The organism is Dyella sp. BiH032 (assembly GCF_031954525.1).
Taxonomy (GTDB): domain Bacteria; phylum Pseudomonadota; class Gammaproteobacteria; order Xanthomonadales; family Rhodanobacteraceae; genus Dyella_D.
On the sequence record NZ_CP134867.1, the window covers coordinates 1,180,876 to 1,204,273 of the forward strand.

Genomic DNA, 23,398 nt, shown 5'->3' on the forward strand with positions numbered 1-23,398 from the left:
GCGGAACCGCAGGGAGCGGGCCGGGTCGCCCCGTATAATCGCCAACGGCCGCCTGTCGGCGCCGCGACGTCTCCCTTCTGTGGTCTTCCGGTGAGCAAACTCTCCAGCCTCGAACTGCGCAGCGCGCTGACTCTGGCCTGCGTCATCAGCCTGCGCCTCTTCGGGCTCTTCCTGATCATGCCGGTGTTCTCCCTGTATGCGCAGCGCATGCCGGACGCCACGCCGCTGCTGATCGGGCTGGCCCTGGGCGTGTACGGCCTGGGCCAGGTGTTGTTGCAGATCCCGCTGGGCCTGTTGTCCGACCGCATCGGCCGCAAGCCGGCCATCACCCTGGGTCTGCTGGTGTTCGCCGCGGGCGGCGCGGTCGCAGCCTGCTCGCATACGCTGCTCGGCATCGTCGCGGGGCGCGCCCTGCAAGGCATGGGCGCGGTAGCGGGTGCGGGCACCGCGCTGGCGGCTGATCTCACTGCGGACAGCAACCGCGGCAAGGTCATGGGCATCATCGGCGTATCCATCGGTGTGGCGTTCCTGCTCGCGCTGATCCTGGGGCCGCCGCTGGAGGCATGGCACGGCTTGCCGGGCCTGTTCGGTGCCACATCGATCCTGGCGCTGGCCTCCTTGGCACTGCTCTGGCTGGCCGTGCCTACGCCGAAGGGACGGAAAGCGCCGGCGACCGCCTCCCTCGGGCACGTGCTGGCCATGCTGAAGGACGGACGCATGCTGGTCCTCAACGGTTCCGTCTTCTTCCTGCATGCCCTGCTGACCGCCAGCTTCGTGGGCCTGCCGCTGCTGCTGGCGGACAAGCTCCACCTGCCGGTGAACCGCCATTGGGAGCTGTATCTGCCGGTGATGGCGATCGCCGCATTCGTGATGGGGGCCTGCCTGCACCGCATGCGCGAGGTCGGGCAGAGCCTGCGCATCGTGGCGATATGCGTCGTGGCGATCGGCCTGTCCCTGCTGGGCTTCGCCCTGGCTGGCGACCACATCGCACTGCTGGGCGTGCTGGCGGCCGTGTTCTTCTCCGCCTTCAACCTGCTGGAAGCCGCCTTGCCGAGCCTGGTTTCCCGCCTGGCGCCGCTTGAATTGCGCGGCGCCGCGATGGGCGCCTACTCAACCAGCCAGTTCGTCGGTGCCTTCGTCGGCGGCGCGATGGGCGGGGTCGCCCTGGGCCGCCTCGGCACGGCCGGCGTGTTCGCCTGTGCCGCGGCGCTGACGGTGGCCTGGCTGCCGCTGGTGCTGGCCGGCGCGCGGCGGATCGCAGCCGGTGGCCAGGCCTCCGCCGCCGCTTAGTCCCCGACACCGCCGGGCGTTTGCAAACCGGCCGCCGCGCCCCAATCATCAGCGCATTCGATCCGGCGCGAGCCGCGCGCCCAGGGGTGCCGACGATGGCCCATGAAATCATTGCCCTGCTGGCCGAATACGGCCTGGTCCTGGTCTTCTTCAACGTGCTGGTCGAGCAGGCCGGCGCGCCGGTGCCCGCCGTGCCGACCCTGGTGGTGGCCGGCGCCCTGGCCGCCAATGGCCAGCTGCCGTTGGCCGGGGTAGTGGGCCTCGGCCTCCTTGCCTGCCTCATCAGCGACCTGGCCTGGTACTGGGCCGGCCGCCGCTTCGGTTCCGGCGTGATGCGCACGATCTGCCGCATCTCGTTGTCGCCCGATTCCTGCGTGAAGCAATCGGAGCTGCGTTTCCAGCGCTGGCGCGGTCAGGTGCTGCTGATCGCCAAGTTCGTGCCCGGCCTTTCCACCGTGGCGCCACCCCTGGTCGGCGCGCTGGGGCTGCGTCCTGCTGCCTTCTTGCTGCTGGACGGCCTGGGTTCGCTGCTGTGGCTGGGTCTGGCCGTGGGGCTCGGCTACGCGCTGGCGCCCGAGATCGACAAGGTCCTGGCGGCTCTGGGCAATGCTGGCACCATCGCCCTGGAAGTGGTCGGCAGCCTGCTGGCGCTCTACATCCTGGCCAAGTGGTGGCAGCGCCACCGCCTGATCGCCGCGCTGCGCATGGCGCGCATTTCCGTGGAGGACCTCAAGCGGGCGATCGACGAAGGTGCCTCTCCCGTCCTGGTCGACGTGCGCTCACCGGCGGCCCGGCTGGTCGATACGCGGGTGATCCCCGGCGCCCTGCTGGCCGACGTGGCCGGCATCGACCGCGCGGTGCACGACGTGCCCCTGGATGCCGAACTGGTCATCTACTGCAGCTGCCCGAACGAAGCCTCCGCCGCAGTCGCCGCGCGGAACCTGATGCAGCAGGGCTACCGCCGGGTCCGTCCGCTGCTGGGCGGCCTGGACGCCTGGGAAGCCGCGGGCTTCGCCATTCACCGGCTGCCCGCCGAAAGCCCGGACGCCGTCGAGGGCGATTTCCCTACGCAGCACGCCGCCTGAGGCGGACGCGCGGCCGCGCATTGGTCGCTGCGCCTGAGACGCCCCAGCCGGTATGATGACCGGCCAATCAACCCCGGCCGTACCCACCCCTACTTACGGCCGGCCAACAGAGGAAACACATCCCATGGCACGTGGCGTCAACAAAGTCATCCTGGTCGGCAACCTCGGCGCGGACCCGGAGACTCGCTACACCGGCAACGGCACGGCAATCACCAGCCTACGCATCGCCACCTCCGAACAGTGGACCGACAAGCAGAGCGGCGAGCGCCAGGAGCGCACCGAATGGCATCGCGTGAAGCTGTTCGGCAAGCTCGCCGAGATCGCCGGCGAATACCTCAAGAAGGGACGCCAGGTCTACATCGAAGGCTCGCTGCGCACCGACAAGTACACCGACAAGGACGGCGTCGAGCGCTTCAGCACCGACATCGTCGCGAACGAAATGCAGATGCTCGGCGGCGGTGGTGCTGAAGGAGGCGGCGGCGGTGGTGGCTTCCAGCGTTCGCAGGGCGGCGGTGGCGGCGGTCAGCGCCAGGGCGGCGGCGGTGGCGGCTACGGCAATCGTGGCGGTGGCGGCGGTGGCAACGATTTCGGCGGCGGTGGCGCCGGTGCCGGCGGCCGCGGCGGCAACGACTACGGCTCGCGCCAGTCCTCGCCCCCGCCGGTCGAGAACAACAGCTTTGACGATGACGATATTCCGTTCTAAATCGTTGTTGCTTTCATGCCGTACAGCACGCAAAAAACCCCGAGTTTCTCGGGGTTTTTTTTGGGCGGAAAGAACGAGCTCAGGTGGATTTTTGAGCCTTCCGGGCGTAAACCTGGCCCCGTTTTGGTTCATCGCCCTTAACTGCTCTCGCCCCCGATATCCTGCGATATCCATAACCGCGACTGGATTTCCAGAACGCCAGCGTCGAAGTCGGCGCTCTCAGCGCACCAGCCATCGCGGCCTGCCGCCTTCGCTTTATAGAGCGCTGAGTCTGCGGCCGCGAGCAAGCTCGTCGGGTGCTTTCCTGTGACGCGTGCGCTGCTCCCGACACCCACGCTGATGGTGACATGGCCAGATGCCGTCGCTGGGTGGGGCAGGGCAAGCGTCCTGATGGCCTCGCACAATCGTTCCGCGACGAGTTCCGCAGCCGTGGCATCTGTACCTGGCAGGATCGCTGCGAACTCGTCGCCGCCATAGCGCCCCAGCACATCGGTACTGCGCGGAAGCGTGGCGCGTAGCGCACCGGCAACCTCGATCAGGCAGGCATCGCCAGCTTGATGGCCGGTGATGTCATTGAGCTGTTTGAAAAAGTCGACGTCTATCAGAAGGATCGACAGCGGCAAGCCCGTGCGGGTGCTGTGTCGCCACTCCTGTTCCAACGCATGATCGAAAGCGCGCCTGTTCGGCACGCGGGTCAATGCATCGGTGTAGGACAGCTCTTTCAGTTGTTCTTGAGCGCATTCCAGGGCGGCTTGCGCCTGTTCGAAGTTGCGCAGATAGATCACGGACCGGGCCGCAAAGGTAGCGAAGGCGACAACAATGGCGGCTACGCCCAACGTGTGCTGCCGCGGCTGCACCGCAAGGCCGAGCGCCAATAACACCAGCGACGACACGACCGGGCTTCCGATATTGATGATGTCGGCGAACAGGCTGCTGCTTCGCACCGTCCGTGCCTCCGGCCGCTCATCAGGCAGCCGGTACAGCAGCCATACCTGCACGAGAAATTGCGGGTAACAGAGCAGGGCGTTGGTCCAGACCTGCTCGGGATAGCGGAGAGTCATCTCATTATTGATGCCCATCACCACCGTGGTCATGACCAGGATGATGGCGAACAGCCGATAGAAGCGTTGCTCATCCAGATAGGCCGCCGCGTAATAATGCAACAGCAGGCACAGTGCGATGCTGGCGCCGGTGGCTCCAAGCAGCCGGACGACGAAAGCAGGAGTGGCCGCGTCGTCCGGCATCGGTGTGAACGGCATGGCGCGGAAGATCAGCGCATAGAGTGCGCAGATAATCAGGAAGGCCTGGATGGTATCCATCCAGAGGAAACTGCGGAAATAGCGGCGTCTGGCCGGAAGCGAGACCAGCAGGAAAAGCGGGATAAGTGGGGCGAGAGCGATCAGATACCACGCCGCGGTCACATAAAGCGGTGGCATGTGACGAAGAAGAAGGACGGACGTGCCTTGCACCACGTCGGCAAGGACATTCATTGCGGCGAAGGCCCCAGCCAACGCCCAATGCGCTTTTAGATGAACGGATCGCCGCAGTCTCAGTATGACGAAGGGGAGCCAGAGGAGCTGATCGAGCGCTGACGACCCCGCCCAGAGGATGACCGCGAGAGGGCCGTCATTTCTTGCTAGAAGGAGAAGTGCCGCCTCTATGCAAGCAAGAGCAACGAGCCCGGATATCACAGCCTTGGGCGGAATCCCTAACGGATGCTCCTGGTTCTGCGACATGTCCCTCGCCTTGGCGCGGTATCGCTGATGGGGCCCCCCGGCCGCGTTTCATCATAGGAGCAGATGTTGCGGCCGTAAACGGTATCGCGGACGTGTTCGCTTAGCGGTCATGCTTTGGCCTTTGCCTGAATCAGGCACCTCCGACCGACACTCGATATCCAGGGTCGGCCCACCGCTTCTCATCGGGAGCATTAGGTGTCGGACATGGATGAAGGCTGCTCATGAACGAGCGTTGGATAGCTAGAGCATCGCGACATCCACTCTGGACCGACAGCAAGCGCTGCCGTCGGGCGACCGGCTGAGCAGTCGGACGCCCATGCCAACGTAAGGCACCTCATGCGCGCCAACCGTCTAGTGCGCACCACTACGAAACAAGCCATTCGCTTCGGCCGGCGACCACATCCGCTGGCCCATCGTGTCGTAACGCCCTTCATCGAGCGCTTCCGTCGCCATGGTGCTCAGGTGCGCCAGCGCGGCCTGCATCGGTCCGCAACCTAAGCTGATGCGTCGCACACCCAACTGTTGAAGCGCTTGCGCGGCGGGTGCGCCCGGATAGCCGGCGTAGACATTGAGCGGTACCGGTAGCCATTGCACTAGCGTTGCGATCTCCTCGGCATCGGCCAGCCCAGGAAGGAAGATGCCATTGGCGCCGGCATCGATATAGGCCAGAGCGCGCTTTCGCGTTTCCTCCAGACGCGCTTCCGGCGACAGGTTGCTCAGGTAGGTATCGATGCGCGCGTTGATGAAGAACGGCAGATCATGATGCCGCGCGATCGCCCGCACACAGGCAATGCGCTCGCACAGCACGCTCGGCTTCGCCAGCGTCTGCGTGCCGGGCTCGGTACCGTCTTCGATATTGATACCCACCACGCCCAACTGGATCAGCGCACCGACAAGTTCGCCAGTAGCGTGTGCGTCTTGTCCATAGCCGCGCTCGATATCGACACTGACTGGCACAGTGACCACTCCGCCAATACGCCGGCAGGCTTCCAGCAGCTCCTGCACAGGCAACTGCTCGCCATCGGGATAGCCAAGCGCCCAGGCCATGCCGGCGCTGGTGGTGGCGATCGCCTTGGCGCCCGCGCTTTCGATCACCCGTGCGCTGCCGGCATCCCAGGCGTTGGGAAGCATCAATGGCGCCGGGCCGGCATGCAGTCGATGGAAAAGCTCGGCGCGCTCTCTCTGCTGGCGATTCATGATCCTGGCCTGTGTTTTCACCCCACGTCGGGCAGGTGAAGTAGGCCATGGAGCGGCCTGGCCGGGCTGTCAGAATCTTTAGCCATCGCCTTTGCCGGCTTTAGCCGCGCAGGCGCTGCCGGTTTTTCCTGGGCGCAACGCTCAACGGCAGCTGGTAGGCAGATACCTCAGCGGAATGCCGTTGATATTGCGGTTAGTGCAGACCCATTTGATCGAGCCTTCGGCAGAGATGGCCGAGAAACCCAACTGAAGCCCGTCGATCGCCTTGTTGGCCACTTGGCCACCGGTGCTGTCGAAGTGCACGAGGATGTTGCCGGGTCGGGTGATGGCATCCACGCGGCTGACATACTTTCCGGCATAGGCATTGGCCGGCAGTAGCCCGGCTTGGGCCTCCGTGGTCGGGAACTGGCCGGTGTTGTCGTAGTACTCGGTGACGGACAACTTCGGTCCTTCCGCCAGGGAAAAACCCTCCATCACCTGAGTTCGGATCAGGTAGTCCTGGTAAGCCGGAATCGCGATGGCGGCGAGAATCGCGATGATCGCAACCACGATCATCAACTCAATAAGCGTGAAACCCGCCTGCCGGCCGGTGCTGGAATGCATTCTCGTATGCCCCCTGGCATGAAAGAACGGCGAAATGGGATGGGCTTGCCGTACGCCAGCCGCCAATGCCAGCGGGCCTACGGAACGGCGAGGAAGTTGCATCTGAGCATATCGGCTGGAGCCGTTTCCACCTTGAGTGCGTTACAGGAGCGGAAAAGATGCCGTAGTCCTCACTTCCGCGTTGGAGGGCATTCGCCATGTCGGTCGTCGCTGCTGGTCATCACGTCAAAGTCGGCTAGATGGGAGCGACCTATTAGCGCAGATCATCCGACCCGGCGCGGATGTCGTGGTCAAGTTTTAGTAGACACCCGACTAAGGGATATCACGCGGCGGCTTTTCTCGTAGTCGGCTGGAGATCGATAGCCGAGAGTGGAGTGCAGCCAGTGGGTATTGTAGAAGGCGACGATGTAGTGGGTGATGTCGGCGATGGCTTCGTTCGCGTTGGCGTAGCGGCGCTGCCGGACGTGCTCCATTTTCAGATTCAGGAAGAACCGCTCCATCACCGCGTTATCCCAGCAGTTGCCCTTGCGGCTCATGCTGGCGACCAGTCCGCAGCGTGCCAGCATGTCGCGATGCGCCTGGCTGGCACACTGACTGCCGCGATCGGTGTGCATAATCAGTCCAGGCGGGGGCTGGCGCAGATGGTCTTGGTCTGAGCCGTAGCGACCATCGGCGCGGTCGTGCGGCGGATATCGGTGGCGGTTCGCATGGCTTGCCTGCGGGCGGTAACAACCGGGTGAAAACTTGCGGTCCATCGAGTTTTCTTGCGACAAGCATACGAACCTGCTTACTCTTTTAAAGCGCAAAGGTCCTGGGGGGGCGGGGACCGGCGCCACGCGTTCGCCGGGACGCAGCCAAAAACGGGGGAATCATGACGAGTCTTTGCGGGCGCGGAGTGCGCCGTGCGGTGCTGGCTGTTGTTCTGCTGCTTTCCTCTCCGGCCGTCTGGTCGCAAGCCGGTTCGGTCTCGCTGGAGGATGAATACAAGAAGCTGATCCGCGTCAATGAGGACGTCCAGCCGCTGGGCGAAACACCCTTTGGCGAGCAGATCAACCTCTACGACGGCAGCATCTCCTTCACCCAGACCGACGTCAGCCAGAAAGGCAATGGCCTGCCGCTGCTGTTCACGCGCACCTTCCGCGCGGCCGATACCAGCAGTCCTTCGTCGAGGGCGATCGAATTCGCCAGCAACGCGTTCGTCGACTGGGACCTGTCGGTGCCGAAGATCGAAACGCTATCGGCGGAGGTAAAGTTCACCGACAGCCAGGGACATCAGGTCGACCTGTGGACGTTCATCGGCGAGAACGACCGATGCACGCGGTTCAAGAGCGGCGGTACCATCTTCGTGCCGACCAAGCCAGGGCAGGAGCCGGTCGATTGGGAACCCAATGTCTGGTGGCACGGCTATCAGCTGGAGATTCCCGGTGAAGGGAGCCAGGACCTGCTGCTGCGCGATGCAGGCAACAACCACATCCCGCAAATGCAGCTCCCGGACGGCTCTCCGATGGTCTTTCCGGTCGTTACGAAAAAGCACTGGGCCATCGGTTGCCTGCCCGCCACGGACAACGGCCAGCCGGGCGAAGGTTTCCTGGCCGTCGCGCCAGACGGCAACAAATACTACTTGACCTGGCTGATCTACAAGGACGCGCCGGCGATCGCCCATCCGGGCGGCGGTGCCCTGAAGCGTCGCGTGGCTTCCATGCTGGCGCGGCGCGTCGAGGACCGCTTCGGCAACTGGCTGCAGTACAGCTACGACGCGCAGGGGAATCTGACCACGATCGATGCCAGCGATGGCCGTCAGCTCACCATCGCCTATGAGGCCTGGCAGGATCCTTCTGGCTATTACCCGGTCGGCTACCGCGCGACGTCCGCCACGCTGCAGACCGCGGCAGGTGCCCGCCAATGGAGGTATTTCTACAGTGCCGATACCAGCGCGCCGCGCCTGATCACGGTGCAGCAACCCGACGGCAGCGCGTGGTCGCTGGACATGGCCGGGATCGTAGGGCCACAAAGCGAGCTGGTCTCTTTCGACGGCTGTCTTATCGCGACCTGGCCTCAGAACGCCACGTCCAGTACGGCGACCTTGCGTCATCCGTCCGGATTGACCGGCAGGTTCACCCTTACCTCGACGATCCGCGGACGCTCCTACGTACCCAAGCGCTGCATTCTCGAGCGGGGTGTCTATTACATCGGCATTCCCTCGCTGTTCGTTTCGGCGTCGTTGACGCAGAAGGTCTTTTCCGGCGCCGGCATGCCCGACCGTACCTGGAACTATGCGTATTCTCCTTCCAACGAGAGCTGGGCCCAGGATTGCGGCAGCTGCGGGGACTCGGTATGGACGGATGTCACCGATCCGGACGGACGGGGTACCCGCTACACCTTCAGCAATCGCTTCGATCGAACCGAGAGCCTGCTGAAACGGGTCGACTACTACGGCGGCGGCGTCGGCACGGATCTTCAGCGCTCAGAAATCAGCAGCTATGCGACTGCCGGCCCGTGGCCGGCGGTGCTGGGCGACAACCTGCAGTTCGGCATGAACTTCGATCAGTCCGGCACGCTGACGCCGGTGGGCGAGCGCACGCTGCAGCAGGACCAGGGCGATGCCTACACCTGGCGCGTCACCGGCTTCGACGGGTTCGCCCGGCCCATCCAGGTGCAGCGCTTCAGCAACGTGTCGGGCCAGGCCGCGGTGGAGGAAAAGACCTCCTTGCTCGACGACTACCCGCATTGGGTGCTCGGTCTGCCGCTGCAAGTGGACAACCTAACGACGGGCGAGACGGTCAGCCGGAACGAATACGATCTTGGCCGGGTCACGCTGAGCAGGCGCTGGCATTTCGGCCAGCTGGCCATGAGCTATGCCTTCAATGCGCAAGGCCAGCTGGCCTCCTTCACGGATGGCAACACCCACACGACCACGCTGAGCGACTACAAGCGTGGCATTCCGCAGACCATCGGCTATCCCGATGGCACCAGTCAGCACCTGGCGGTGGATGATTTCGGACAAATCGCCAGCATTACGGACCAGGCCGGCAGCACCACGAGTTATGGTTACGACGCCGTGGGGCGCGTCACGTCCATCGTTTATCCAGCGGGCGATGAAGCCGCATGGCATCCGAAGACTTTCGCCTACGATTTTGTGCTGACCACGGAGCGCGGCATCGGCGGCGGCCACTGGCGGCGCACGGTAAGCAAAGGGGATTCGCGCGTCGTTTCCTATTTCGATGTGATGTTGCGGCCCGTCCTGGTCGATACCTACATCGCCAGCGACGGTAATTCGCATATCAGCGCCCGCTCGGATTACGACTGGAAAGGTCAGAAGACCTTCGCCTCGTATCCGGTCGCCGGTCAGCCCGATCTCGGCGCGATCGGGAGTGGTGTCTTCACCGCCTACGATGCGCTGGGCCGTGTGACCAGGATGCAGCAATCCGCAGAAACTGGGTCGCTGACGACGAGCACCGCGTACCTGCCTGGAGCGGGGCGGCAGGTCACCGATGCCAAGGGCTACGTGACCACCACGCGCTACCAGGTCTTCGACCAGCCGAACTACGACGCGGTGGTCTCGGTCCAGGCACCGGAAGGCGTGAGTCAGTCCATCGTGCGCGATCTCTACGGTAACCCCACGGCGATACGGCAGTGGGGCTCGGCCAACGGTTATGTGGCCGACGTGACCAAACAGCTCTACTACGACACATATCACCGCCTTTGCCGTACCTGGGAACCGGAAAGCGGAAGCGAAGTCACGGCGTACGATGCCGCCAACAACGTCGATTGGACCGCCTCGGGCCTTTCGATCACCGGCACGGCCTGCGGCCAGGAGCAGGTGGCGGAAGCCGCCAAGACGCGCCGGACCTACGACCCGATGAACCGGCTAGAGAAGCTGCTGCCGCCGACGGGAACACAGAGCACACTGTATACCTACGATGCGCTCGGCAACGTCAAGCAGGCCGATTCGGGTATCACCAGCTGGGTTGGCGAGCGCAACAAGCTGGGGCAGCTGACCGCCGAGACGCTGAGCGTCATCGGTAACGGAAGCAATGTCATTCGATATGCCCACGACAGTTATGGGAACTTGCGTTCCATCGCCTATCCTGATGCCACGGTGGTCGATTACGCGCCCGATCCCTTGGGGCGCCCCACGCAGGCGGGCAGTTACGCCACCGGCGTCAGTTATCACCCGGACGGCGAGATTGCCCATTTCGTCTATGGCAACGGCGCCGAGTATCTGGCGCAGAAGAACGCCCGGCAGCTCATCAGCAACTTCACCTATGCGAAAGGCGGGACGATCAATCTCAGCGAAGACTTCGCCTACGACAACAACGGAAACATCAGCAGCATCACCGACCTCGCGGGCGGGCCGCGGAGCAAATCGTTCGGTTACGACGCACTCAATCGCCTGGCCAGCGCGCGGGCGGATAGACTGTGGGGCACGGAAACCTACCAGTACGACCCTCTAAACAACATTCGCAACCGAGGTGGTGCGGGGCAATCGCTAGATTATAACTACGACGCCACCAATCGTCTGACGGGCATCACCCAGGCGGGCAACGCGGTGATGACGCTGGGGTACGACGCGCGCGGCAACGTCACCAGCAGGAATGGCAATACGCTGGTGTTCGACGAAAAGAACCAGCTGACCAGCATCCCGGGCTATGACACCTATGCCTACGATGCCGCCGGACGCCGCGTGCTGAAGGCTCCCGCCAACGGCAGCAACTCGACCTATTACTTCTATACCCAGGAAGGTCGCCTGCTGTATCAGTACGATGCGACGACGACCAAGACCACGGATTACATCTATCTCGGCAAGAAGCTGATCGCTCGCGCCGAGGGATCGACGTCCAGAATCCTCGGCCATGTCGATGGCGTGAGCGTCGACGCAAGCGGCAATAACGCCAGCATTACCGGATGGGCATGCTCATCGGGCTTGGCGCAATCCATCGCGGTCCATCTGTACGTCGGTGGCCCCTATGGCACGGGCACGATGATCGGCGGGTACACGGCGAACGCGGCCAGTGAAGCGGCGGTGGCTACGGCTTGTGGCGTCTCGTCGGGCAGCTACCGGTTCGTCATTCCCCTGACCAGTGCCACGCGTTCGCAGTACGCAGGGCAGAAGATCTATATCCATGGCATTTCTCCCGTGGGTAACGACAACAGCCTGGTGGCCGACTCCGGGGTCTACAGTGTCCCGGCGCTGCCGACGGCGCCGGCCGCGCCGGCGAGCATCAGTGCCGACAAACTGGCCGATCTGAGTCGCATCAATGTGAGCTGGTCGAGCTCGTCGGGTACGACGAGTTACAAGCTGCAGAAGCAGTTCAATGGCGGGGCATGGGCAGATGCCTATAGCGGCGCAGCGACCGCGTATGCTATCGACAATCCGGCGGATGGCAGTTACGTCTTCCAGGCCCAGGCGTGCAATGCCGTCGGATGCAGCGCCTGGGCGGCATCGGGGGCGGTGACCATTGCGCATATTCCGCCGACCCCGGCGTGGATCACTGTGCCGGCGTCCAGCAATGGCCCGGTAAGCGTGTCCTGGGCGTCGAGCGCTTATGCCACGTATTACGACCTCTATCAGTCCATCAATGGCGGCGGCTGGACGAGGGTATACAGCGGTCCTTCGACCAATGTCACCGTGAACGCCACGGTATCCGGCAGCTATACCTTCTTCGTCGCGGCCGGCAACACGAATGGCTGGTCCGGCAACCTTGCCGGCAGCAGCGCCGTGGCAGTAACGATTCCGCCAAGCGGTTCCCCCTCGATCAGCGTACCGGTAAGCAGCAACTCGGGTGCTTATACGGTCAGCTGGAGCGGCGTTGGCGGAGCTGCCAGCTATACGCTGGTGGAGCAGGCGAACGGTGGAGGATGGATGACCGTCCAGGCCAACGGGAACACGAGCTGGAGCACTTCCGGCAAGGGCAATGGCACGTACGGCTACATGGTGCAGGCCTGTAACGCGGGAGGCTGCGGCCCATGGAGCGGAGTGGGGTCGATCAGCGTGGCCCTGGTTCCACCCATGCCGACCAATGTGCAAGCCATCGACAGCTTCCCCAGTCCCAAGTCCGAGCGCCTGACCATCAAGTGGAACGCTTCGCCCGGTGCGACGAGCTACCAGGTCATGCGGATCAACACGGGAGAAATTCTTCAGGCGGGTACGGCGACGTCGCTGGTAGTGGAGAACGGGGCCGTGGGGGAGATTCCGCTCTATGGCTATCAGGTACGGGCTTGTAATGCCGTGGGATGCTCAGAATGGGCGTATGCGTACTGACCGGGAGCGAACATGAGCGGCAAAAGTGGATGGTTGGTTCTTTCGCTGCTTCTCTGGCATGGGATTTCTTCGGCAGGTACGGTGACCTATGTGTATGTGGATCATCAGGGTACTGTCCTGGCAGAGGCCGATGCTGGCGGAAACCTGGTCGCTCAGTTCGACTATCGTCCTTATGGGCGAGCTGTCGATGGCAGCTCGCAGCTTCCATCTGGGCCTGGTTACACCGGTCACGTCAATGACCGGGAAACCGGGCTGGTCTATATGCAGGCCAGGTATTACATGACGGATGGACAGTTCTTGAGCGTCGATCCCCTCGGAGTTGAGCCAGGAAACTTGTTCGGCTTCAGCCGCTATTCCTATGCGAGAGGCAATCCAGTCAATTACATCGATCCTGATGGAAGGCAGGCTAATCAAGCCATGAAGGGTCTCTATTTCTGGCAGCAAATGTCAGAGCTGAGCGGCCGGCTTGATAACGTCGCTGAAGCCGCTAACAAGAAGATGGAGAAGGTTGATATAAAGATAGACGTAGCAATTGCCCGAGGTCCTGGCGTCCGGATTCAGCAGAGTCTGCTTCATGGGGAAGGAAGCATTACCTACTTGCCCGTGGCATTCGGTCAGAACGTGAGTGTTGATCTTCAGCCAAGGAAGGGATTCGTCTTTGATTTTGCGAAAAATTCTTCGGCGAAGAGTACGGATTATTCATTCGGAGGAGGTCCGTCGTTCGAGTATGGCGAAGTGCTACACGCCGGTCTCGATATCGACTTCAATCCTGGCAAGGGCGGATCATTTACTGCGACTCCGAAGGCTGGCCTTGGATATGGCACGTTTCACTCCTACACTCCTGAAGTAAAGGTCTTGGAATGGAACTTGTCCGAGAGTTCGGATAATCGTCCTCAAGGAAGCCTGTGATGGAAGCCAAATACTCCATAGCCATCGCGGCAGTGTATGCAACCATCTATGTTTTTGGTGCAAGAGCGCTGTATTCCAGGCTTGGCAGTGTGGATCCGGATCTTTTCTCGGGACTTCCCGCAAAGGATATGTTCTCGGTTTCCAGAATGATTTTTGACGAACGTCTTCCGAAAGAGGGTTATCCGGTCTGGTTCAAAGTGGCGATGCGGGGGCTGCGAATCATGCTTTATCTTTACCCGCTGGTTTTGATCTGGGCCTTTTTTGTTATCTCGTAGTCAATGGCACAGTCCCCTTCTTGACGGGGATATCTGGTGGGGCGTGCGGGGCCACGAAATCGAGACCCAGGTGACCAAAGAATTGGGTGAGCCGACTCGCAAGAGCCACAAACTTCAGCGGCGAGGTGACTACGTGCATCCCTACAACCACAAACCTAGGTTGATGTTTTTTGATTGGCTGGCCGCTTCATTGCTGGCGGGGCCGGCCTATGCCGAGTATCGGGCACCCAAGGACGAGGTAGTGCAACTTGGCACCATCGCCAGCAAGGTCGAGTCTGTGTCTTTTTACATAGTCTCGAGTTGCTTCTGATCAGGTGATCATCGCGCGTGTCGAGGCCATAAGCTGCCCCGCCAAGCAGACACTTCAAAAGTAGAACTGCTGGTGGCTTGTTGACGGTACTCGGCGGGCGTGATGTCGCCGAGCGATTCGTGGGGGCGTTGCTCGTTGTAGTCGAGCATCCACCAGTAGGCCGCCTCACGGACATCTTCCAGTCGGGCAAACAGGTGCTGGTCGGGGATCTCCTCGCGGAAGGTACGGTTGAAACGTTCGATGTAGGCGTTCTGGTTGGGCTTTCCGGGCTGGATGCACTGAATGGCCACGCCGCTGGCCTTGGCCCACGCAAGCACGCAAGCACGCAAGCACGCAAGCACGCGAGTGCGCGAGTGCGCGCACATGGCATGCGTGCACCTACAGACAACCAAAATCGATTTTGCTAGTGTCGATCCCGTTGCCCGCGTAGCGGTTCCAGACGTGTCTCGGGCAACCATGGCAGCAGTGCCATGAGAGCGCGGGCCAAGGGTGCGCCAACACCCCTGACCCGCTGACCATCACCAACTATCAGAGAGTTGATCATGGCTACCCCAGATCATACGGCACCCGCACGCCCGCCGATCCCCTCGGCGACACCCCCACCGCTCATCCGGGCCGTCTGCACCCCTCGCAGGCACGGTTGAAGAACCGCGGCCTAAGTGGTTTTCGCAAGGATTGTCCTTAGCCGTGCAACCCGGCGCGTCGCCTTGCGCGACGGCGGAACGCACTGACGCCGCAGCCCACTTCCTCAATCAGCCGCCCGGCGCCCAGGCATGGGCCGTCGGTGAACCCTCGAGTCCGTGTGATCGCGGCACGTCGTGCTGTCTGCGGCGTGCCGTTCTCGGAACGGGGAGCGGCATTTCATGACAAGGAGTTACCCATGAACGTCTTCGGCGAACCCTGGACCACCCGCCATACGCGTTACTTTTCCGATCCCGACGCCGGCCCGGACGCATTGTTGAACGATGCCACCGAGTGGTTGCAGTACGCGCACAGCAGCCTGCTGGTGCTGACGGAGCTGGTGCAAGAACGCGGCAGCCCGGACGAGCAGCGATTGACGACGATGCTGGAAGGAATCTGCGCCTTCATCGAGATGGGCACGCGCAGCGCCACCCAGGCGCATCTGCGGATGCAGTGGCAAGGGGTTCGGAGTGAGGTGGAGCGCTCGACGTCGGTGGCGTAGCGGGCGCCTCGTCATTTCAGCACCCCTGGCCTGGGCTCATCGCGAGGCGTGAGCTCAGGCAGGTGCCGCGAAGTGCGTGCAGAGAGGCATCAGACGTGTGGGTCGGCGCCGTTTCAACGCCACCACGCGACGACGCTATCGACGACCGACGCCAACGGTTCCGTCGCGCGAACCGTCAGCACCCGTGGCTCGCCGGTCGGTGGCTCCAGGTCGCGAAACTGACTGTCGATCAACGTCGCCGGCATGAAATGCCCAGGGCGATGCGCCACACGCTCGGCGGCCTCGGCCGGCGTCAGAGCCAGGTAGACGAAGCCCACATCCGGTACGGCGGCGCGCAAGGTATCGCGATAACGGCGCTTGAGCGCGGAACAGGCGAGTACGGCGGTGTCGCCGGTGGCGATGGCTTTCGCCAGTTCCTCGCCCAGTCGCGCGAGCCAGCCGGCGCGGTCGGCGTCGTCCAGCGGGATGCCCGCGCTCATCTTGCGGATGTTGCTCTCGGGGTGGAACGCATCGCCTTCGATCATCCGCGCGCCGGTGTGCAAGCACAGCGCCGCGCCCACGGTGGACTTGCCGCAGCCGGCCACGCCCATCACCACCACCGCAGGCATCGTCTCCGGCATGTCGTTACAGCGGCTCGCCCAGGTACAGGGTGTGACCCTGGTCGTCATGGAGGACGACTTCGCGCGTGCCCCAGGGCGTTTCGTGCACGTCCTCCACCAAGGTGACGCCGAGCGACTTCAGCCGGTCCGCGGCGGCGGCGACGCCTTCGGTCTGAAGATACAGATGTAGATGGCCGCCATGCTGGACGTATGCGATGGAGGGGTCTTTGTCGTCCACGCGCTTGAGATGCACGAGCTGGTCGCCCGCGCGCAGCCCGACGTAGAAATCCTCGTAGTTGAACTCGACCGCGAAGCCCAGCATACGCGTGTAGAAGTCGACGGAGGCGGTGATGTCGGTGGTGCGCAGCTGCGGGATGATGCCGGTGATCGTCATGAGGCCTCCGCTGCGGCAGCGCCGTACGCTATTTGAAGAACGTCGCGTTGAAGATCACGCCCAGCGTGTGCTGCGCGGCTTCATCCGTCAGCTCCTTGGGAGCGGTTTCGTTGAAGAACCGCATGCCGTCGATCAGCGCCATGGTGCCGTACGCCAGGTTCTTGGGCGGGGCGGGCGGCTCGATGCCGCGCAGCTTGAAGAACTGCTCGATGATGTGCGCGATGTCGTCGCGCTTCTCGGCGCAGTAGGCATTGAGGCGGACGCGGAACTTCGCGTCGCGCAGCGCCAGCAGGCGCGCTTCGGCCCACAGGATGAAGTTTTTCTCGTCGCGGTAGACCTGCACGTAGTACTGCGAGATCTGCTCCTGCATGTCCGCCATGGACAGGGGCGCGTCCAGGATCTTCTGCAGGTCCTGGCGCACGCACTGGTGGTCCTGGCTGAGCAGGGCGATGAACAGGTCGGCCTTGCTCTTGAAGTTGGAATAGAACGCGCCGCGCGTATAGCCGGCCTGCGCGACGATGTCCTCGACGCTCGCTGCTGCGAAGCCCTTCTTGGCGATCACGTGCGCGGCCGCTTCCAGCAGACGCTGGTAGGTCTGGTCTCGGCTTTCTTCGCGGGTGAGTCGTTTGCGCGCCATGCAGGCATCGTACCACGTAGGCCGGAAGTCACCATTTGAATACCTTGTTGTACTCAAATACAACACTGTATTAGAGTTCGTTGCCGTATCAAGGCGACGGCCGCATTCCGGGCCGCCACATGGACTCCCCTCCCCACAGGAATTGGCTCGTGACACATCGACATTTCCCGGCGCGCCGCGCGCGCCAGGCCGCCGCATGGTTGGCCGCCGCATCGGCTCTGGCGCTCGCCGGCTGCGGCCACAAGGCGCCCGAAGCCGAAGCCGCGCGACCCGTCATCGCGCTGCCCGCCCCGGCAGCCGAAGGTACGCAGGCCCTGCGTTTCCCGGGCGAGATCCACGCCCGCTACGAGATGCCGCTGGCCTTCCGCGTTCCCGGCCAGCTCATCTCCCGTGAGGCGCGGCTGGGCGACATCGTGAAGAAGGGCCAGGAGCTGGCCCGCCTGGACGACGCCGACGCGGACAAGAACGAGGCTTCCGCCCGCGCCGCGCTGGAAGCGGCCGAGCACCGGCTCACGTACGCCACTCAGCAGCGCGACCGCGACGAAGCCCAGGCCAAGGACAACCTGATCAGCCAGATGCAGCTGGAGCAGACGCGCGACGCCTATGCCTCCGCGCTGTCCGCGCACTCTCAGGCGAAGCAGCAGTACGAGCTGGCGCGCAACCAGCGCCGCTACAACACCCTCGTCGCCGATCGCGACGGCGCCATCACCAGCGAGCATGCCGAGGTCGGGCAGGTGCTGGCGGCGGGGCAGGCGGTATTCGGTTTTGCGTGGTCGGGCGAGCGCGACGTCTATGTCGACGTGCCCGAGGACCGGGTGGCCACAGTGAAGCCGGGGCAGGCGGCGAGCGTGTCCCTGCTGTCAGTCGGCGGCCAGCCGCTGGCCGCCCACGTGCGGGAGGTCGCCCCAGCCGCCGATCCGCAGACGCGTACCTACCGCGTGAAGCTCGGCCTGGATGCGCCCGACCCCCACGTGCGCCTGGGCATGACCGCGGACGTGGCGTTCGCCGGCGAAGCCGGCCCCGGCAAGGCCGTGCGTCTGCCGGCCACCGCGCTGTTCCACCAGGGCGAGAAGCCCGCGGTCTGGGTGGTGCGCGCTGCCGATTCCACCTTGGAACTGCGCCCCGTCACCGTCCTGCGCTACGGCGAGCGCGACGTGTTCGTCGGCACCGGCCTGGAAGCGGGCGAGCGCGTGGTGATGCAAGGCGTCCACGCGGTGAGCGCCGGCGAGAAAGTCGCGCCGATGGCGCCGCCGCACGCCGAGGACAGCCCGCTATGACGCAGCCCGCGAATCCAGGAAGCGGCCACGACGAAGGCCGCTTCAATCTCTCGGCGTGGGCGCTGCGCCATCAGTCCTTCGTGTTCTTCCTGATGGGGATGATCGCGCTGTTCGGCATGCTGTCGTACAGCCGCCTGTCGCAGTCGGAAGACCCGCCCTTCACCTTCAAGGTGATGGTGATCCAGACCTACTGGCCCGGCGCCGATGCCAAGCAGGTGCAGGACCAGGTCACCGACCGCATCTCGCGCAAGCTGCAGGAAACGCCGTCGATCGACTTCCTGCGCAGCTACTCGCGCCCGGGCGAGTCGCTGATCTTCTTCAACATCAAGGATTCCGCGCCTGCCTCCAGCGTGCCCGACACCTGGTACCAGGTGCGCAAGAAGGTGGGCGACATCCGCGCCCAGTTGCCGCCCGGCGTGCAGGGGCCATTCTTCAACGACGAGTTCGGCGACGTCTACACCAATATCTATGCGCTGGAAGGCGACGGGTTCACGCCGGCCCAGCTGCACGACTATGCTGACCAGCTGCGCGCCGAACTGCTGCGCGTGCCCGGCGTAGGCAAGGTGGATTTCCTCGGCGACCAGAACCAGCGCATCACCATCGAAGTTCCCAACGCGCGCCTGTCCAAGCTGGGCATCAGCCCGCAGCAGATCGCGCAGGCCATCAACGCGCAGAACGCCGTGGCCAACGCCGGCGTGATGAGCACGGGCGACGATCGCGTCTACGTGCGCCCCACCGGCCAGTTCAACGACGTGGCCGCGCTGGAGAACACCCTGCTGCGCGTGGGCGAGCGCAGCTTCCGCCTGGGCGACATCGCCACCATCAAGCGCGGCTACGACGATCCGCCCAGCCAGCAGATGCGCTTCATGTCGCAGCAGGTGCTGGGCGTCGGCATCACCATGCAGCCGGGCGGCGATGTGATCCACCTCGGCAAGGCGCTGGACCAGGCGACGAAGGACTTGCAGAAGCGCCTGCCCGCCGGCCTCAAGCTTGCCGAAGTCACCAGCATGCCGCATGCCGTCGCGCATTCGGTCGATGACTTCCTTGAATCTGTCGCCGAAGCGGTTGCCATCGTGCTGCTGGTCAGCCTGATCAGCCTGGGCCTGCGCACCGGCATGGTGGTGGTGATCTCCATCCCCTTCGTGCTCGCCGCCACCGCGTTGTGCATGGAACTGATGGGCATCGGCCTGCACAAGGTCTCGCTCGGCACCCTGGTGCTGGCGCTGGGCCTGCTGGTGGACGATGCGATCATCGCGGTCGAGATGATGGCCGTGAAGCTGGAGCAGGGCTGGAGCCGCACGCGCGCCGCGGCCTTCGCCTATACCAGCACGGCGTTCCCCATGCTCACCGGCACGCTGGTCACGGTGTCCGGCTTCCTGCCGATCGCGCTGGCCAAGTCGGGCACGGGCGAATACACGCGCTCGATCTTCGAGGTCTCCGCTATCGCGCTGCTGGTGTCCTGGCTGGCGGCGGTGATCCTGATTCCCCTGCTCGGCTATCACCTCCTGCCGGAGCATCACGCGCGGACCCAGCCCGGCGACGAATGGTGGGCGCGTTTCCTGCCCGCGCGCTGGCGCGAGGCGCGGCGTGCCGGCGCCAAGCAACGCCCGGAACATGGCGGCGACATCGAGATCTACGACACGCCGTTCTATCAGCGTTTCCGCGGCATGCTCGATTACTGCCTGAAGCACCGCGCGCTGGTGCTGGTGGTGACGGTCGCGCTCTTCATCGTGTCCATGGCCGGCTTCGGTCTGGTGCCCAAGCAGTTCTTCCCCAGCTCCGACCGTCCCGAACTGCTGGTAGATCTGCGCCTGCCCGAGGGCGGTTCCTTCGATGCCACGCTGGCGCAGGTCAAGCGCATGGAGAACGTGCTGAAGGAGCGCAAGGAAGTCGCCAACTACGTCAGCTTCGTCGGCAGCGGCGCGCCGCGCTTCTACCTGCCGCTGGACCAGCAGCTGGCCCAGCCGAACTTTGCCCAGTTCGTGGTCACCGCCAAGGACGTGGAGAACCGCGAAGCCCTGGCGAAATACCTGGACGGCGTACTGGCGCGCGACTTCGCCGCCGTGCGCACCCGCGTGAGCCGGTTGGAGAACGGCCCGCCGGTCGGTTTCCCGGTGCAGTTCCGCGTCAGCGGCGACGACATCGCCACCGTGCGCGGCATCGCCGAGAAGCTGGCGGGCGTGATGCGCGCCGACCCGCGCACCCGTAACGTGCAGTTCGATTGGGACGAACCGGCGGAACGCTCCGTGCGCTTCGAGATCGACCAGGCCGCCGCGCGCCGCCTCGGCGTCACCTCGCAGGACGTGGCGGACTTCCTCGCCATGTCGCTGTCGGGTACCACGGTCACGCAGTACCGCGAGCGCGACAAGCTGATCGCCGTGGACCTGCGGGCGCCGAAGAACGAGCGCGTGCATCCCGACCAGATCGAGCACCTCGCGCTGCCCACGCCGGGCGGCGCGGCGATACCGCTCGCCCAGCTCGGCAAGGTGCACTACGGGTTGGAATACGGCGTGATCTGGGCGCGCGACCGGCAACCGTCGATCAACGTGCAGGCCGACACGCGCAACGGCGCGCAGGGCCTGGACGTGACCAACGCCATCGACGCCAAGCTGGGCGAGTTGCGCAAGCAACTGCCGGTGGGCTATCGCATCGAGGTCGGCGGTTCGGTAGAGCAGAACGCCAAGGCCCAGGGTTCGATCAATGCGCAGATGCCGCTGATGATGATCGCCGTGCTCACCTTGCTGATGATCCAGCTGCAGAGCATCGGCCGCACCTTCATGGTGGTGCTGACCGCGCCGCTGGGCCTGATCGGCGTGATCGTGTCGCTGCTCGTGTTCCGCCAGCCGTTCGGCTTCGTGGCGATGCTCGGCACCATCGCCATGTTCGGCATCATCATGCGCAACTCGGTGATCCTGGTGGACCAGATCGAGCAGGACATCCGCGACGGCCACTCGCGCTGGGAGGCGATCGTCGGGGCCACCGTGCGGCGCTTCCGCCCGATCACGCTCACCGCCGCCGCGGCCGTGCTGGCGCTCATCCCGCTGCTGCGCAGCAACTTCTTCGGCCCGATGGCCACTGCGCTGATGGGCGGCATCACGGTTGCCACCATCCTCACCCTGTTCTATCTGCCGGCGCTGTACGCCGCCTGGTACCGCGTCAAGGCCGACGAGGCACCGAAGGAGATCGCCCCATGATGCGTTTTCATCCCGTCCGCGCCACGGCTCTGGCCATGGCGCTCGGCTTGGCCGGCTGTTCCTTCGCGCCGCCGGCGAAGCCGCCCCAGGCACCGGACCCCGCGCATTACACGGTGGCGCCGACGCCCTCGGCCAGCGCGGAAGCGCAGGGCGTGGCGCAGCGCTTCGCGCTGGGCGCGCGCGCCGTGCCGGAGTGGTGGAAGGCCTACGGTTCGGCGGACCTCGATGCGCTGGTCGACGAAGGGTTGCGCAACAGCCCTTCCTTGGACGCGGCGCGCCACACGCTCGAATCGGTGCGGCAGCAATACCGCGCGGTGGTCGGCGACACGCTGTGGCCGTCGCTCGACGCCGGCGGGCAGGTGAGCCGGCAGCGTGCGCTCGGCCTGCCCAACCTGGGCAAGCCGACCAACATCTACAACGTGTACGCCGGGCAGTTGCAGCTGAGCTACGACTTCGATCTGTTCGGCGTGTCGCGCAACGAAGTGAAGCAGGCCGCGGCGCAGGTGGACGCGCAGTCCTACCAGTTCGATGCGGCGCGGCGCGCGCTGGCGGCGAACATCGTCATCACGGCGGTGAATGCGTCGGCGCTGGCCGAACAGGTGCAGGCCACGGAGCGGTTGGCAGCGCTGGCGCGTGAGCAGGTCGAACTCACCGGCAAGGCCTACCGCCTCGGCGCCGCGGCGCATGAGGATGTGCTCGCGGCGCAACGCAGTGCCGCCTCCATCGAAAGCAGCCTGCCGGCACTGCGTGCCCAAGCGATACGTGAACGCCATGCCCTAGCCGTGCTGCTGGGACGCACGCCGGACCGCGCGCCGGAAGCACTCCCGCTGGCGAGCTTCACCTTGCCCGCGGACGTGCCGGTGTCGCTGCCGTCCGAACTGCTGAAGCAGCGCCCGGACGTGCTGGCGGCGGAGGCGGCGGTGCGCGCGGCCTCGGCGCAAGTCGGCGTCGCCACGGGCAATCTGTTTCCGCACTTGTCGCTGTCGGCCTCGCTGGGCTCGGCGGCTTTCGATAAGGCCAAGCTGTTTACCGGCGCGGGCACCATCTGGGGCGCCACGGCGTCGCTGACGCAGCCGATCTTCCACGGCGGTGCCCTGTGGGCGCAGCGCAAGGCGGCGATCGCTTCCTACGAGGCGGCCAACGCGCAGTACCGGCAGACCGTGCTGGGTGCGTTCCAGAACGTGGCCGATACGCTGACCGCGCTCGACCAGGACGCGCTGGCGCTTCAGGCGGCGCAGAGCGGCGCGGCCTCCGCGAAGCAGTCGCACGACGACACCAAGCGCCGCTACGCGCTCGGTGCCGCGCCGTACCCGCTCACCCTGGCGACCGAGCAGCGCTGGCAGAACGCGCGGGTGCAGGAGATCCAGGCCACGGCGTCGCGCCTGATCGATACGGCGGCGTTGTATCAGGCGATGGGCGAGCCTGTCGTCGACGTCGCTGTGAGATAGCTCGAAGCGCCACTTACTCCCTCTCCCCTCCGGGGAGAGGGCTGGGGTGAGGGGCACCTACGGAGCGGTGAAGCGGAAGTTCTAAAGCACGCCTTCACTCCGTAGTGCCTCTTTCTCGAGCACCCGCCCCTCATCTGGCTACCGCCATCTTCTCCCCGCAGGGGAGAAGAGTTCACTCGTTGGGTTGCCTAGGTCCTGCAGTTCGTATCTATGCGCCGGCGAACGCCAACAAGCGCACGGCGCCCATGGGTGTCCGCCGTCATCCACCCAGGCCACACCGCTCTTTACGCAATCTA

The 23,398-nt window shown here is 64.5% G+C and carries 17 protein-coding genes and 2 pseudogenes; 11 read left to right on the top strand and 8 right to left on the bottom strand.

What is annotated here, in order from left to right:
• Positions 1-90: 90 nt before the first annotated feature.
• From RKE25_RS05185 to ssb, 3 genes are all read left to right on the top strand, one after another.
• Positions 91-1,290, top strand: a complete 1,200-nt coding sequence (locus tag RKE25_RS05185; RefSeq protein WP_311841194.1) for an MFS transporter — start codon at positions 91-93, stop codon at positions 1,288-1,290.
• 95 nt (positions 1,291-1,385) lie between these two features.
• Positions 1,386-2,375 carry a VTT domain-containing protein gene (locus RKE25_RS05190; protein ID WP_311841195.1) on the top strand — a complete coding sequence of 330 codons (990 nt, stop codon included), beginning with the start codon at positions 1,386-1,388 and terminating at the stop codon, positions 2,373-2,375.
• 124 nt (positions 2,376-2,499) lie between these two features.
• Positions 2,500-3,078 (top strand): single-stranded DNA-binding protein, encoded by a 579-nt coding sequence (ssb, locus tag RKE25_RS05195; RefSeq protein WP_311841196.1) that lies wholly within the window; start codon positions 2,500-2,502, stop codon positions 3,076-3,078.
• Between the two features lie 137 nt (positions 3,079-3,215).
• Here the strand turns inward: ssb and RKE25_RS05200 are convergent, their stop codons facing one another.
• The 4 genes and pseudogenes from RKE25_RS05200 to RKE25_RS05215 form a co-directional block, all read right to left on the bottom strand.
• Complete coding sequence (locus RKE25_RS05200; protein WP_311841197.1) at positions 3,216-4,814, bottom strand: GGDEF domain-containing protein; 1,599 nt, start codon at positions 4,812-4,814, stop codon at positions 3,216-3,218.
• Positions 4,815-5,165: 351 nt separating this feature from the next.
• On the bottom strand, positions 5,166-6,011 hold the full coding sequence (locus tag RKE25_RS05205) for an isocitrate lyase/phosphoenolpyruvate mutase family protein (RefSeq protein ID WP_311841198.1): 846 nt from the start codon (positions 6,009-6,011) through the stop codon (positions 5,166-5,168).
• Positions 6,012-6,152: 141 nt separating this feature from the next.
• On the bottom strand, positions 6,153-6,614 hold the full coding sequence (locus tag RKE25_RS05210) for a pilin (RefSeq protein WP_311841199.1): 462 nt from the start codon (positions 6,612-6,614) through the stop codon (positions 6,153-6,155).
• Positions 6,615-6,904: 290 nt separating this feature from the next.
• A pseudogene (locus RKE25_RS05215) lies at positions 6,905-7,255 on the bottom strand (integrase core domain-containing protein); the annotation flags it as partial.
• 230 nt (positions 7,256-7,485) lie between these two features.
• Here RKE25_RS05215 and RKE25_RS05220 point away from each other — a divergent pair.
• The 4 genes from RKE25_RS05220 (at position 7,486) to RKE25_RS05235 (ending at position 14,370) form a co-directional block, all read left to right on the top strand.
• Positions 7,486-12,876, top strand: coding sequence for a chitinase N-terminal domain-containing protein (locus tag RKE25_RS05220; protein WP_311841200.1), 5,391 nt, complete (start codon positions 7,486-7,488; stop codon positions 12,874-12,876).
• Between the two features lie 12 nt (positions 12,877-12,888).
• Complete coding sequence (locus RKE25_RS05225) at positions 12,889-13,785, top strand: RHS repeat-associated core domain-containing protein (RefSeq protein ID WP_311841201.1); 897 nt, start codon at positions 12,889-12,891, stop codon at positions 13,783-13,785.
• Positions 13,785-14,060: a hypothetical protein gene (locus RKE25_RS05230; RefSeq protein WP_311841202.1), complete on the top strand. Its 276-nt coding sequence runs from the start codon at positions 13,785-13,787 to the stop codon at positions 14,058-14,060. Before RKE25_RS05225 ends, RKE25_RS05230 begins: the two co-directional genes overlap by 1 nt.
• A 70-nt stretch (positions 14,061-14,130) precedes the next feature.
• Positions 14,131-14,370 (top strand): hypothetical protein, encoded by a 240-nt coding sequence (locus tag RKE25_RS05235; RefSeq protein ID WP_311841203.1) that lies wholly within the window; start codon positions 14,131-14,133, stop codon positions 14,368-14,370.
• Positions 14,371-14,378: 8 nt separating this feature from the next.
• On the opposite strand, the pseudogene RKE25_RS05240 reads toward RKE25_RS05235, so the two are convergent.
• Positions 14,379-14,652: pseudogene (locus tag RKE25_RS05240) on the bottom strand (transposase); the annotation flags it as partial.
• Between the two features lie 598 nt (positions 14,653-15,250).
• Between RKE25_RS05240 and RKE25_RS05245 the strand changes: the two are divergent.
• Positions 15,251-15,553, top strand: coding sequence for a hypothetical protein (locus tag RKE25_RS05245; RefSeq protein WP_311841204.1), 303 nt, complete (start codon positions 15,251-15,253; stop codon positions 15,551-15,553).
• Positions 15,554-15,666: 113 nt separating this feature from the next.
• On the opposite strand, the gene RKE25_RS05250 is transcribed toward RKE25_RS05245, so the two are convergent.
• Genes RKE25_RS05250 through RKE25_RS05260 form a run of 3 tightly spaced genes read right to left on the bottom strand, consistent with a single transcriptional unit; the run spans position 15,667 to position 17,183 of the window.
• Positions 15,667-16,221, bottom strand: a complete 555-nt coding sequence (locus RKE25_RS05250; RefSeq protein ID WP_311841205.1) for a gluconokinase — start codon at positions 16,219-16,221, stop codon at positions 15,667-15,669.
• Complete coding sequence (locus tag RKE25_RS05255) at positions 16,178-16,546, bottom strand: VOC family protein (protein WP_311841206.1); 369 nt, start codon at positions 16,544-16,546, stop codon at positions 16,178-16,180. Before RKE25_RS05255 ends, RKE25_RS05250 begins: the two co-directional genes overlap by 44 nt.
• 28 nt (positions 16,547-16,574) lie before the next feature.
• Complete coding sequence (locus tag RKE25_RS05260; RefSeq protein ID WP_311841207.1) at positions 16,575-17,183, bottom strand: TetR/AcrR family transcriptional regulator; 609 nt, start codon at positions 17,181-17,183, stop codon at positions 16,575-16,577.
• 149 nt (positions 17,184-17,332) lie between these two features.
• Between RKE25_RS05260 and RKE25_RS05265 the strand changes: the two genes are divergently transcribed.
• The 3 genes from RKE25_RS05265 to RKE25_RS05275 are packed head-to-tail and all read left to right on the top strand — an operon-like array spanning position 17,333 to position 23,102.
• On the top strand, positions 17,333-18,460 hold the full coding sequence (locus RKE25_RS05265) for an efflux RND transporter periplasmic adaptor subunit (RefSeq protein ID WP_311841208.1): 1,128 nt from the start codon (positions 17,333-17,335) through the stop codon (positions 18,458-18,460).
• Positions 18,457-21,654 carry an efflux RND transporter permease subunit gene (locus tag RKE25_RS05270; RefSeq protein ID WP_311841209.1) on the top strand — a complete coding sequence of 1,066 codons (3,198 nt, stop codon included), beginning with the start codon at positions 18,457-18,459 and terminating at the stop codon, positions 21,652-21,654. The genes RKE25_RS05265 and RKE25_RS05270 overlap by 4 nt, the downstream gene beginning before the upstream one ends.
• A complete protein-coding gene (locus RKE25_RS05275; RefSeq protein WP_311841210.1) occupies positions 21,651-23,102 on the top strand; it encodes an efflux transporter outer membrane subunit in 1,452 nt (483 codons plus the stop codon). The genes RKE25_RS05270 and RKE25_RS05275 overlap by 4 nt, the downstream gene beginning before the upstream one ends.
• The last annotated feature ends 296 nt before the right edge of the window (positions 23,103-23,398 follow it).

Excerpts from the sequence above, each read along its gene's own strand:
- RKE25_RS05190 (WP_311841195.1), top strand. The coding sequence starts at position 1,386 with ATGGCCCATGAAATCATTGCCCTGCTGGCCGAATACGGCCTGGTCCTG.
- ssb (WP_311841196.1), top strand. The coding sequence starts at position 2,500 with ATGGCACGTGGCGTCAACAAAGTCATCCTGGTCGGCAACCTCGGCGCG.
- RKE25_RS05200 (WP_311841197.1), bottom strand. The coding sequence starts at position 4,814 with ATGTCGCAGAACCAGGAGCATCCGTTAGGGATTCCGCCCAAGGCTGTG.
- RKE25_RS05205 (WP_311841198.1), bottom strand. The coding sequence starts at position 6,011 with ATGAATCGCCAGCAGAGAGAGCGCGCCGAGCTTTTCCATCGACTGCAT.
- RKE25_RS05210 (WP_311841199.1), bottom strand. The coding sequence starts at position 6,614 with ATGCATTCCAGCACCGGCCGGCAGGCGGGTTTCACGCTTATTGAGTTG.
- RKE25_RS05220 (WP_311841200.1), top strand. The coding sequence starts at position 7,486 with ATGACGAGTCTTTGCGGGCGCGGAGTGCGCCGTGCGGTGCTGGCTGTT.
- RKE25_RS05225 (WP_311841201.1), top strand. The coding sequence starts at position 12,889 with ATGAGCGGCAAAAGTGGATGGTTGGTTCTTTCGCTGCTTCTCTGGCAT.
- RKE25_RS05230 (WP_311841202.1), top strand. The coding sequence starts at position 13,785 with ATGGAAGCCAAATACTCCATAGCCATCGCGGCAGTGTATGCAACCATC.
- RKE25_RS05245 (WP_311841204.1), top strand. The coding sequence starts at position 15,251 with ATGAACGTCTTCGGCGAACCCTGGACCACCCGCCATACGCGTTACTTT.
- RKE25_RS05250 (WP_311841205.1), bottom strand. The coding sequence starts at position 16,221 with ATGACGACCAGGGTCACACCCTGTACCTGGGCGAGCCGCTGTAACGAC.
- RKE25_RS05255 (WP_311841206.1), bottom strand. The coding sequence starts at position 16,546 with ATGACGATCACCGGCATCATCCCGCAGCTGCGCACCACCGACATCACC.
- RKE25_RS05260 (WP_311841207.1), bottom strand. The coding sequence starts at position 17,183 with ATGGCGCGCAAACGACTCACCCGCGAAGAAAGCCGAGACCAGACCTAC.
- RKE25_RS05270 (WP_311841209.1), top strand. The coding sequence starts at position 18,457 with ATGACGCAGCCCGCGAATCCAGGAAGCGGCCACGACGAAGGCCGCTTC.
- RKE25_RS05275 (WP_311841210.1), top strand. The coding sequence starts at position 21,651 with ATGATGCGTTTTCATCCCGTCCGCGCCACGGCTCTGGCCATGGCGCTC.